The organism is Streptomyces sp. 13-12-16 (genome assembly GCF_002114215.1).
GTDB lineage: Bacteria > Actinomycetota > Actinomycetes > Streptomycetales > Streptomycetaceae > Streptomyces.
This window is the reverse complement of the sequence record NZ_NCTE01000575.1, coordinates 1-10,776: the sequence shown is the minus strand read 5'-3', so window position 1 is coordinate 10,776 and position 10,776 is coordinate 1. Positions and strand designations below refer to the sequence as shown.

General features: G+C 66.2%; 10 protein-coding genes and 1 pseudogene. 4 read left to right on the top strand and 7 right to left on the bottom strand.

Translation table 11 applies throughout. From position 1 onward, the window contains the following. Positions 1 to 45 precede the first annotated feature (45 nt). Positions 46 to 492 carry a MarR family winged helix-turn-helix transcriptional regulator gene (locus B7767_RS23080; protein WP_085573872.1) on the bottom strand — a complete coding sequence of 149 codons (447 nt, stop codon included), beginning with the start codon at positions 490 to 492 and terminating at the stop codon, positions 46 to 48. Between the two features lie 108 nt (positions 493 to 600). Between B7767_RS23080 and B7767_RS23075 the strand changes: the two genes are divergently transcribed. Further along, positions 601 to 1,530: an alpha/beta hydrolase gene (locus B7767_RS23075; protein ID WP_085573871.1), complete on the top strand. Its 930-nt coding sequence runs from the start codon at positions 601 to 603 to the stop codon at positions 1,528 to 1,530. Positions 1,531 to 1,654: 124 nt separating this feature from the next. On the opposite strand, the gene B7767_RS23070 is transcribed toward B7767_RS23075, so the two are convergent. Next, on the bottom strand, positions 1,655 to 2,191 hold the full coding sequence (locus B7767_RS23070) for a hypothetical protein (protein ID WP_143652599.1): 537 nt from the start codon (positions 2,189 to 2,191) through the stop codon (positions 1,655 to 1,657). 177 nt (positions 2,192 to 2,368) lie between these two features. Between B7767_RS23070 and B7767_RS23065 the strand changes: the two are divergent. Together B7767_RS23065 and B7767_RS23060 are read left to right on the top strand one after the other, a co-directional pair. Next, positions 2,369 to 2,494, top strand: a pseudogene (locus B7767_RS23065) (very short patch repair endonuclease); the annotation flags it as partial. A gap of 288 nt (positions 2,495 to 2,782) precedes the next feature. Continuing rightward, on the top strand, positions 2,783 to 4,132 hold the full coding sequence (locus tag B7767_RS23060; protein WP_085573868.1) for a DNA cytosine methyltransferase: 1,350 nt from the start codon (positions 2,783 to 2,785) through the stop codon (positions 4,130 to 4,132). On the opposite strand, the gene B7767_RS23055 is transcribed toward B7767_RS23060, so the two are convergent. From B7767_RS23055 to B7767_RS23040, 4 genes are read right to left on the bottom strand one after another with little or no spacing between them, the layout of a single operon-like run. After that, complete coding sequence (locus B7767_RS23055) at positions 4,058 to 4,525, bottom strand: very short patch repair endonuclease (RefSeq protein ID WP_085573867.1); 468 nt, start codon at positions 4,523 to 4,525, stop codon at positions 4,058 to 4,060. The two genes, B7767_RS23060 and B7767_RS23055, sit on opposite strands and share 75 nt — an antisense overlap. A gap of 44 nt (positions 4,526 to 4,569) precedes the next feature. Next, positions 4,570 to 6,387 (bottom strand): DEAD/DEAH box helicase, encoded by a 1,818-nt coding sequence (locus B7767_RS23050; protein WP_085573866.1) that lies wholly within the window; start codon positions 6,385 to 6,387, stop codon positions 4,570 to 4,572. Further along, positions 6,384 to 7,811, bottom strand: a complete 1,428-nt coding sequence (locus B7767_RS23045; RefSeq protein ID WP_306297981.1) for a hypothetical protein — start codon at positions 7,809 to 7,811, stop codon at positions 6,384 to 6,386. Before B7767_RS23045 ends, B7767_RS23050 begins: the two co-directional genes overlap by 4 nt. Positions 7,812 to 7,822: 11 nt before the next feature. Beyond that, positions 7,823 to 8,473 (bottom strand): hypothetical protein, encoded by a 651-nt coding sequence (locus B7767_RS23040; RefSeq protein WP_256923534.1) that lies wholly within the window; start codon positions 8,471 to 8,473, stop codon positions 7,823 to 7,825. 361 nt (positions 8,474 to 8,834) lie between these two features. Here B7767_RS23040 and B7767_RS23035 point away from each other — a divergent pair, with 361 nt between their 5' ends. Continuing rightward, on the top strand, positions 8,835 to 9,821 hold the full coding sequence (locus tag B7767_RS23035) for a helix-turn-helix domain-containing protein (protein WP_143652598.1): 987 nt from the start codon (positions 8,835 to 8,837) through the stop codon (positions 9,819 to 9,821). A 98-nt stretch (positions 9,822 to 9,919) separates the two neighbouring features. Here B7767_RS23035 and B7767_RS23030 read toward each other — a convergent pair. Continuing rightward, positions 9,920 to 10,737, bottom strand: a protein-coding gene (locus B7767_RS23030; protein WP_107486269.1) for an IS5 family transposase whose coding sequence is annotated in 2 segments (ribosomal slippage) — positions 9,920 to 10,383 and positions 10,383 to 10,737 — 819 coding nt in all. Because the reading frame shifts where the segments join, the coding sequence is not laid out codon by codon here. Positions 10,738 to 10,776 lie beyond the last annotated feature (39 nt).

Below are 10,776 nucleotides of genomic sequence, written 5' to 3'. Positions count from 1 at the left end.
GTCCGGCTCCGGCGGGGCCGTCCGGCTCCGGCGGGGCAGGAGGTGTCAGCCCGGTCGGCCGTGGGAGCCCGCTTCGAGGGTCGCGCGAAGGGCGGCCAGGGGCGAGGCGATGCGGGTCAGGTCGTCAGGGGGGACCGTCGCGGTCAGCGAGGCGAGTTCGCCTTCGACGACGGGCCGGGCAGCGGCCAGCTGCTCCTCGCCCTCGGGCGTGAGGCGGAGGACGGACGAGCGGCGGTCCTGGGGGTGCGCGACCCGCAGGCACCAGCCCGCGTCCACCAGCCGGTCGACCGCCTTGCTGACGGCCCCCACGGTGATCGCCAGTTCCCCGACGATGTCGAGCACGCGGCACCCCGGCACCCGGTCGATGACCTCCAGGAATTCGAACTGTCCGAGCCCCAGGCCCCGTTCGGCACGCAGCCGGGCGTTCACCGCGTTGTAGAGCCGGGTCTCGACGCGGACGAGATCGGTGAAGATCGAAGTGATGTGGCTCACACAAGCCTCCAATGGATTCCCGGGAATCATCTTCCTCGGAATCCGGTTGGGGACGGACAGATGGATTCCCAGGAATCCATCCTCGCACCCGACTCGTGGAGGCCTCTCATGTCCCGACAGCAGCGTGACGCCCTGGACGCCGTACTCCGTTCCGCCCCTCGCAGCGAGACCCAGCCCACTCCCGAGGAGCAGCGCGACGATTTCAGCGCGGTGATCACCCGCCCCGTACCGGAGGGCGTGGTCACCCGCAGGACCGTCCTGGGCGGACGGCCGACCCTGGAGCTGGAGCCGGCCGGAGCCTCCGGCCCCGGCCGGCTGCTCTACCTGCACGGCGGCGGCTACGTCGTCGGCTCACCGGACACCCACGCGGGGCTGGTCGGTGAACTGGCCCGCCGTGCCGGGCTGCGAGCGCTGTCGGTGGACTACCGGCTGGCGCCCGAGCACCCCTTCCCCGCGGCCGTCGACGACGGGCTCGCGGCCTACCGCGAGCTGCTGGCGGCGGGCACCGACCCGCGGGACCTCGTCCTGGCCGGCGACTCCGCCGGCGGCGGCCTGAGCATCGCCACACTGCTCGCGGCCCGGGAGGCCGGACTGCCGCAACCGGCCGCCGTGGTCCTCTTCTCCCCCTGGACCGACCTCACCCTCGCCGGGGAGAGCATCCGCTCCAAGGAGGACGCCGACCCCATCTTCACCGAGGCCGACATACGCGCCTACGCCGACCTCTACGTCGGCGCGGGCGACCGGGCGCACCCCCTGGCCAGCCCGGCCCTCGCCGACCTCACCGGACTGCCCCCGCTCCTCGTGCAGGTCGGCGCGAACGAGGTACTGCTCGACGACTCGGTCCGGCTGGCCGGCCGCGCGGGCGCCGACGACGTCGAGGTCACGCTCGAAATCGGCCCCGGCCTCCCCCACGTCTTCCAGCACCACTACGGCCGCCTCGACGAGGCGGACGCCGCACTCGACCGCGCCGCCCGCTTCCTCACCGCCCACCTGAACGCCGGACACCCGGACGCCGACCGTCCCGAGCCGGTCCGCTGACGCCGGCCCCGACGACCTCCGCACGACGTCGGCGGCGACGCCCACAGGAGCGCCGCCGCCGACCACACGAGCCCCGCTCCCGCATCCGTGCGACCCGCACCCCGTGGACCTACGGCACGGGAACTCAGTCCCCGATGTCGTCCAGGGCCGACCGCGCCGCCGCGGTGAACTCCCCTATACGTTCCGAGAGCCGGGCCACTTCGACGGCGTGACGCTCCACGAAGCGGACGTTGCCGTCCGGGGCGTCCGCCGGCGCGTCACGGAAGGCGAGCAGGGTCGTCTGCGTCGACTTGAGCGTGGTGTAGACGCTCCGGGCGGCCTGCTCCACCGCCTCCGGCCCTTCGACAGCAAGATTGGCCCACGCGGCCTGCGCGAGCGCCAACTGCCCCTGCGCCTGCTGCAACCTGCGATCGACTTCCTCGGTGTCCCGTTCGCCGACGAACGCACGCCCGGCCATCTTCAGGGCGTGCTGGCACTCGGACGCCGGAGCGAGGAAGGCGCTGTAGGCGTCCCGACGCACCTGCCTGCGCCAGTGCGCGTGCTCGGCCCTCGCCTGGGCCTGCACCTGCTGCCGCGCCGACCACCCGGTGATCGCCGAGGCGAGAACGGTTCCTGCGACACCGACCGTCGCGCCGAGCAACGCCGCTAATCCTTGATCCACGGGAAGTGTGTCTATCGCATACGTCAGCGGCCGGCTACGGGGTCACCCGGCCCCATGGCCGGGCCCGCCGCACAGGTCTGCCGAGCAGCACCGGGTCGTCTGCCACCACCCCTACTGCGCCGGCAGAATGCTCGTGTGCCCGGTGCTGTCCCGTCCTCCCCCAGCGTCTCCGCCCGCATGAGCCGCCAAAGCTCCCGCGACACGGCTCCCGAGGTGGCGGTCCGGAAGATCCTGCACGCCGCGGGTCTGAGGTACCGGGTGAACGTGCCCGTCCCCGGAATGACCCGTCGCACGATCGGCATCCCCCCCCGCATACCGATACGGCTTGAGACGTACACATGAGGGAGTCACGGAAAGTGACTGAATCCGCCCCCTTGGGGCGCGAGACCCTCTAGCTGGAAGCATGAAAGCTGCAAATAGTGCATATTTGTGCACTTAGCGTAGCGATGACGCTTGTTCGGCTCGCCCGAGCAGCCTGGTTGCCATAGGGGCGCAAGGAACCACGAAGCAAAATGCGAGACTCTTGGTACCGAGGAGCAGGTCCCGATTGCTGCTCCTCCCCTTGATGATGATCACCCCAGGAGGAGCGGCATGCCCCGCAGCGGCCAGGAGCGACCGCAGTTCGCCTCGCCATTGACCTCGATCGAGATCTGCGCGGGTGCCGGGGGGCAAGCCGTCGGACTGCACAACGCCGGCTTTGATCACCGCGCTCTCGTTGAGTGGGACCCACACGCCGCGGCCACCCTGCGGGCCAACGTTGGCGACTGGCCCGGCTGGGACCAGGAGAAGGCGGACAGCATCCGACCAATGGACGTCAAGGATTTCCTGGGTTCGGATGTGAGAAAGAGCCTCAACCTGAATCCAGGAGAACTCGACCTGCTCGCCGGCGGGGTTCCATGCCCGCCCTTCTCCCTTGCCGGACACAGGCTTGGCCCCGACGACGAACGTGATCTTTTCCCAGCCGCACTCGAAATCATCGATGCTCTTAGGCCAAAGGCAGTGATGATCGAGAATGTCCGAGGAATCCTTGAACCACCGGAAGTTTTCATCGATTACAGGAACTCGATCCTTGACACTCTGAGAGACCTCGGATACCTAGTTCCAGATGTCGATCGGAACCTTTCTGCGAAAGCTCAAGACGTAGTCATGCGGAAGGTTTGGCGGCGACTTGACGCACGGGACTTCGGAGTTCCACAGCTTCGCCCTCGCGCAATTCTAGTTGCCATTCACGAGGATGCGGTAAGTCCGGATAGCCCAGGGTTCCGATGGCCTACGAGGATCAAGGGAAGTGAAGTCACAGCCTTTGAGGAACTCAAGAAAAGCATGCTCGCGCGCTGCAAGAAGTTTTGGGACAAAAATCAGCATGGAGAGCCAGCCGGCCCTGGAGAAGTAACCGGCGAAAAGGTCTTCAAGGAATGGATGAGGAAGATCACCGAGGCTTCGGAAGCAGGCAAGACCGTGGCTCCCACTCTCGTGGGCGGTTCAAGAAAGCACGGCGGCGCCGACCTAGGTCCGACTAGGGCTAAGCGCGCGTGGGCGGAGCTAGGCATTGACGGCATGGGCATCGCCAACGATCCGGAAAACTGCGACCCTGAACGCGACCTCTTCCGGCCGAGCGGCCCCATGCTCACTGTGACTCAAGCAGCAATCATCCAGGGCTTCCCGGAAGACTGGAAGTTCCAAGGACGAAAGACAGCCCGTTACCGCCAGGTCGGGAACGCATTTCCACCTCCGGTAGCAGAAGCAGTCGGGCGAGCCATCGCCGCAGTCCTGCTTCCACAATACCGAGAAATGCTCACAGAAGAATACGAAATGGAGCCGGTGGGGGCAGTTCCCCTGGAAGACTTTTCGCAGCAGTTGGAGATCTCAGTCCCCACGAGCCAAGCGAGCTTCGCGCCTAGCCAGCACCGCCAGGGCGATTTTGTCAGCGCAGGCGTCTGACGGCTCGTGCTCCCAAAAGCGGAGCACGAGCCAGCCAGCCTCCCTCAGCTTCTCGTCGGTTTCACGGTCCCGCTTGACATTGCGGACTATTTTATCCGACCAGTACCCGGAGTTCGTTTTCGGCGGCACATAATGTTCCGGACAGCCGTGCCAATAACAGCCGTCTATGAACACTGCAACCTTCGCCGGACGAAAGACCATGTCAGCCGTCCGGCGAAGGTCTGGCAGCGGGCGGGCCGCCACCCGGTACCGCAGACCTGCAGCGTGTACGAGACGCCGGATCGTAATCTCCGGCTTCGTGTCACGGCTACGGATCGCCTGCATGTTGCGGCGGCGTGCGGCGGACGAAGCCCAGGATCCTTCTGGAGCTTCCCATTCAGCATCGTGGGACACACCGCAGAGGGTAGTCCTGCGAGGCCCGCCGCACGCAGTCGGTCCTAGCGGCCCCCCATGTGACTCAGCAGAGCCTCGACATCGCTCGGCGCCAGGCCAGCGGCGACGGCCGGCTCCTCCTCAAGATCGGCCAACTGCTGCACAGTGGGGTCGTCCAGGATGCGGCCCATGAACTCCAGCTTCTGCTCCAGACTGGCAGCCACCACCTCGTCGATGGAGTTCCGCACAGCCAGAACGGTCACCCGGGTCTCCGTGTCGGGGGCAAGCCCGAGACGGTGGATCCGGTCGAGGCTCTGCAGGAAGCGGCCCGCCATGAAGTCACGGTCCACATAGATCGCGTCATGGCAGACGTAATGCAGGCTGATTCCCTCACCCAGAGTGGCCGGATTGGAGATGAGCACCATGCACGCCGGGTCCTCCCGGAAGCGGCGAATCTGCTCCTCCCGGTCCGGAGTACCGCCGTAGACGACAGCCGGGCTGTACTTCTCCAGCATGCGCTCCAGCGTGGTCAAGCTCCGGACGAACGTCGTCCAAACCAACGTCTTACGGCCCTGGGCGGCGTTCTCCGCGATGATCGCCACGGCTTCCTTGTACTTGGGGGAAAGCTCGTAGTCAGGGAGGTTCTGCATAAGTGAGTACAGCGAACCGCCCTCGGGGATCTCCATCGGCGGCAGCTGGTACGCGAGTGGTTCGTAGCGGCTTCCCCCTTCCAGGAGCAGAGCAGGGCTCGTGGCAGCCATGAGAAGGCGAAGGGCTGTCTTCCCGAGGGAGCTCAGGTCCTCGCGTGCGGCACCTCTCTTTTCACCGCCCACGATCGCCGTGTAGATCTCGTCGTGCAGCGGCGGCATATCAACGAAGCGCAGTCCAAGCTGCACGGGGGGCAGGCCGAGTTCGTGCTTCGTCGTGCGGGTGAACAGCGGCCGGAGGACAGTGCTGGCATGCGCGAGATCTCCTCCAGCAACCGCCTGGACCACCGTGCGCTGGCCGTGGCCGGGCCAGACGAAACCCAGGAGGTTCTCCAGGTCCCGTGAACCATTCGGAGCCGGCGTACCGGTCAGGATCAGCCTCCGTGTGGCCAACGGCCCCAGCGCCATGCAGGCCGCCCCATACGTGCCTCGGGCACCGAGCTTCATCCGGTGCGCCTCATCCAGAATGATCATGGAGGGTGCCGACTTGAGCCATCCAGCCAGCATGGTCAGTGACCGGTCGAGACGCTCGTAGTTCACCACGAGCACCTCAGCCCACTGGTCCAGCGACCCGTCCAGGACGTTGATGCGCAGCGGATGAATAAGGCACTCGGCGGTCTCGTAACGCCAAGACTCGTAGGCCGACTTCGGGCAGACAACCAGCAGTCGACTCACCCGGCCGGCTGCCTTCTGAGCCGCATACACAGCGAGCGCGACCCGGGTCTTGCCGGCCCCAGGCACGCTGAAGTTGGCACCGTGCTGAAGCGACAGGAGCTTCGCGATGTCCCGGCGCTGGAACTCGCTGAGTTCGCCCTTCCAGGTGTCACCGAGGAGCGCGAGCACCTCGTCGGACGCGACCTCACCGGCCGTCTGCCGCCCGGCGAGCCGCTGCTGCACGGTGTGGGCGTCCTGGACCACCCCGGATACCAGGTCGCGAAGGTCGTCCGCCCACTCCACACCAGTGGGATCGGACCAGGTACCGAGCAGGCCGAGGTCCGCGAGCAGCTCGTCCAGGGAGACCGAGGCACTCAGCGGGCCAAGCTGGCCGCCGGTACGAAACCGGGCGGCTAGTTGCACCAGTTCCTGCTGGAACGATTCCGTGGTCCGCAGGACCACACGGGTACGGGTCTCATCAAATCCGAGGCGGAGCGACTTCTCGCTGGCGGTGCTGGTCACCGGGAGCCCTCCGTCGAGACCGCTTCCAGCAGCCAGGACACGCCGTCCCCAGGCTGTGACAGCCCACGGCCGGCCTGCTGCGCGAGCTTCAGCAGGCTGGTCCGCAGCTTGACCACCGCGTCGTCGAACGCCTCCTCGTCGAGACTGCGGGAGGTACGTGCCTGGACCAGGTCATTCACGCACTGGTCGATGCTCGCGCAGGCGTCGGCCAGCCGGGCCGGGGCGAGTTGCTTGCGCTTGCGCAACCTGGCGCTGCGGCCTGCCGCCTCGATCACCTCGTCAAATGTGTTCCAGGTGTTCTCCCAGATGTCCTGCGCGGCAGCCTTCCGCTTGTCGCCGAGCTCTGAGGCTCCGTTCCTCACCACGGCGGCGGTGCGAAGGATCTCGTCGTTCATCGCCCGGGCCTCCGCGACGGCGGAGGAGGCGGCGGGCACCTCCAGGCCCAGACCGGGGATGGACACCGACTGCGGCTGTGCGGCCGTCGTACCACCCATTGGCAACCGCTGCTCGAACCCCGCCTTCAGGAACTCCTCGTTGATGTGACGGACGTCTGTCTTGGAGAAGTTGAGCAGGATCGCGGCCAGGCGCAGCTCCTTCAGGATCTCGGCCTGGTCGCGGTCCACCGTTTCCAGCTTCACGTACAACCGGTGAAGCTCCTTGAGCCGCTCCTGCGCGCCCTCCCAGTCCGCCAGGCGCAGTCCGTTGCCGCCGCCGGTGCGACTGCGCTCGTTCAGCTCACGGATCGTGCTGAGGATCCACCGCTCCTGGTGATAGGTGCGCACCTGAATCCGGAAGTCCTTGGCGATCTGCTCCGGCGTCCGGCCCAGCGCCGCCTGCTCCTCCATGGCGAGGAGACGGTTGATGTAGGAGTAGTCGCGCCTGTGATCCTTGCGAAGCTGCAAGGACAGCTCGACGGCGTTGATGTCGGCCCACGTGAACGACGCCGGCAGCACGCCCACACGCATCGACTGCGCGCCAAGTTCGCGAAGCGCGGCAGCCCGGGTATTGCCGTTGACCAGCACCCCGTGCCGGGTCACCAGCCCGGGGTCGTTCTGCCCGAACTGGTCAAGGCTGTCCTTCAGGACATCGAAGTCCTTGTCCCGCACGTCCGTGTTCTCAGGGTCCGCCTTGAGCAGGAACCCGAGGTAGTCCTGGCTCTCCGCATTCCAGGGGTCCTTGTCCAAAGCCGCGTCCCGCTCGGCGTCGTGGCTGCGCTGGGCCCGGATCCGGTGGGTGCTGGGGTTGTAGAAGAGACTGCTGAGCGGCAGGTCGATCACTTCGACATGAGCCTGTTGTCCGTCCCAATCGACGGTCACGGTTTCCCGAGTGCCGCCGGACGCCTTAACCTCCTCAACCTTCTTGCTGATCAGCTCGCTGAACTCGGCCGCCCGCGGCGGGGGCGGAAACTCGCGCATCATCGTCATCCTGTCCTGCCTCAGTCGTCCGTACCGTCAAGAGCGTCGGCCACAGCCTTACGGGAGTCCTCCGGCAGGGTCCGGTACATCCCCCACAGCACCTCCAGCGAGCTGTACGTGCGCTGATCGCTCTTCACCCAGCCGCTCAGCACGCTTCGCTCAAGAGGCGCCAGCGACTCGATCCGGGAGAGCACCTCCGGCAGGTGCACGGACCGGTCTACGGTGCCCCGTCCACACCGCTGGCACTCGGTGACCAGCTGGTGGGTGACGCTGCCGTCCGCCAGCGTCACCTGCCGCCGGGCAACGTTGAGCACCGCCTGCGCGACACCGTCCTCGTACGCCTCGCCGGCTCCGATGCCACACGTACGACACAGATATCCGTCGGCCTGCATCACCTTCGCCCGCTGCGCGTTGGTGATGCTCGACTTGTGACTCGGGCCCTTCGCCTGGCCCGGCACCCACACATCCTTGCCGCGCGTCACGAACCGGCGCTCCTGAGGAAGCAACTCCGGGTCCTCGCGAGCCGTAGAGATCTCCCAGTCGTAGTCCCGCAGATCCCGCATGCGCCGGTCGATCTGCGCGACGTCCGGGAAAGCCTCGCGCAGCTTGGCCACGGTGAAGATTTCCCCCTCCCCGACAACCTGGATCAGCCAGAGAGCGGCACGCGCCATGCTCCCCAACTTGTGGTTTCCGACACTGGTCTCCTGCCAAGACGGCAACGTCATAATGGGTCCCCTCCCACAGAAAACGTACGAATTCAGGCGCTCACCACACGTGATATGAAATGACATGCACACACCATTCGCACATGCGTGACTCGCGCCGCCCTCGCACCATTGGCGGCTGTCTCCTAAATCGTGGCACAGCGAAACCTCTTTGAACCCTCTCGATGCAACTTGCGCCTCAACTGGCAAGAGAGGAAGCAAAAACCAACAGGCGGTGGCCTGCTGGCCTCCGGCACAATGTCGAACAACGTCGCCGACTGGCGGCATAAAATGGCCGGTTCTTCTGAGTATGTCGAGGTTTGTCACCATGACGCAGCGCAGTACCAGTCGCCGCCCGTTCGCGTGGACCGAGAAGAAACTCGACGAGGATGTCCTGCCAGACAGGCGGCGGTTCGCGACGGCGCTGCAAGAGGTCTGCCGCCATCTGGTCGTCACGGCTCCGGACGGCGTGACGCCGACCCGCCCGACGCAGGCCCAGGCCGCCAAGTACTTGAACGTCAGCGAGACCACGCTGACGCGGTACCTCCAGGGTGAGCGCATTCCACCGGAGAAGGGGGCCGCAAGGATCTACGACATCGCCTGCCAGGATGCAGGAGGCGGGCAGAACGTCGGCATCACCAGGGAAAGGTTTCTGGAACTACGCAAGAGAGCCGAGCAGGAACGATGCGCCAACTGCTCGCGGCACAGAGATGCCGTACGTGCCGCTGGCCAGAAGCTCCGGACCTTGCAGGAAACACACGAACAGCTCGAACGGTCGGCAGCAGAACGAGACCGGGAACTCAGGAAACTCCGTCAGCACGCCGCCGTACTGAAGCAGGAGGCCCAGCAAGTGAAGGTTGGCCAGCTGACATCACTGAGCGAAGCCGGCCCGCAAGAGCTCCCAGTGGCGGCGCACCCCGCAACTCTGTTGCCGGTCCCCCGCCGACAAGGGGACCGGCAACAGAGCAAAAACGAGACCTTGGCGGCACGCCATGTCGGCCGCCGCGCTGAAGAGCTGCGCCACGGCGGCCGGCCGGACAGTACCCTCGCGCTACTGCGGCACACAGCAGAGGCTTACACACCTTTGGAAGTGGCCCTACTGGTAACGCTGCTGCGGACCCGAAGGCTAGACGAACTAGCCGACAACCTCGTGCACATCTATGCGCGCGACCGCACCGACCAAGACGTGGTGCGGGCGGCACTCATACTGCACGAGCAGCAGGCCATCACGGACGCGGAGGTGCTTCTGCGTATTGCTGTCGCTTACCCGGGACCGGCGTTCTCCCGGGCTGATGGGTTCGGGTCTCCCAGGTGACTGCGGACAGGCTGGTGGACATGCAGTACAAACCAGTCAACGCGGGATCGGGCCGCCGCAGCGCCATACCACCTCACCCAGCGAACTTAGACCGTGTCCTATGTGGTGAGGCGGATGAGTCGCTTGTAGCAGCACAGGGTGGCGGCGAGGCCGAGAAAGGCCAGGTAGTTGCGGGGATCGCGCTCGTAGCGAGGGCTGAGGCGGCGGTAGCCGGACAGCCAGGACATCGTCCGCTCGATGACCCAGCGGCGGCGCCCTAATCGGTCGCTGGACTCGATGCCCTTGCGGGCGATGCGCACTCCGATGCACTTGCCGCGGAGCCATCTGCGCAGATCAGCCCGGTCGTATGCCTTGTCGGCGTGCAGGCGCTGGGGCTTGAAGTACCGGCCGTTGTGGGGGTCGTGTCTCGTTTGGTGACCCTCCACCATGGGCTTCAGTCCTTCGCTGTCGTGGGTGTTACCCGCGGAGACGCCGACGAGGAGGGGCAGGCCGTTCGCGTCCGACAGGACGTGCATCTTGGAACCCGGCTTGCCCCGGTCCACGGGGCTCGGACCTGTGTGTGCGCCCCTTTTTTAGCCCTCACGTGGGCGGTGTCGAGCACGACGCGGGTGACGTCGATGAGGCCGGCGTCATCGAGCCGGTGCAGCACGGCCTCGTGCAGCCGGCCCCAGACACCGGCTCTCGACCAGATCAGGAACCGCCGATGGGCGGTCGACTTCGATATCCCGAAGCATGGCGGCAGAGCTCGCCAGGCGCAGCCGGACACCAGCACGTAGATGATCGCGGCGAACAGCGTCTCATCAGGGATGTCCTGTGTTCCACCGCCTTGCGGCCGCACCCTCGACGGCGGGATCAGCGGCTTCGCGATCTCCCACAACCCGTCCGGAACAATCCAACTCCACGTACCCCGCCCCATGTCGAGTTCAACGACGCCGCACCACATAGGACACGGTCT

What these genes read in the sequence shown, in the direction of transcription:
- B7767_RS23075 (WP_085573871.1), top strand. Translation starts at nt 601, where the DNA reads ATGTCCCGACAGCAGCGTGACGCCCTGGACGCCGTACTCCGTTCCGCC.
- B7767_RS23060 (WP_085573868.1), top strand. Translation starts at nt 2,783, where the DNA reads ATGCCCCGCAGCGGCCAGGAGCGACCGCAGTTCGCCTCGCCATTGACC.
- B7767_RS23045 (WP_306297981.1), bottom strand. Translation starts at nt 7,811, where the DNA reads ATGACGATGATGCGCGAGTTTCCGCCCCCGCCGCGGGCGGCCGAGTTC.
- B7767_RS23040 (WP_256923534.1), bottom strand. Translation starts at nt 8,473, where the DNA reads ATGGCGCGTGCCGCTCTCTGGCTGATCCAGGTTGTCGGGGAGGGGGAA.
- B7767_RS23035 (WP_143652598.1), top strand. Translation starts at nt 8,835, where the DNA reads ATGACGCAGCGCAGTACCAGTCGCCGCCCGTTCGCGTGGACCGAGAAG.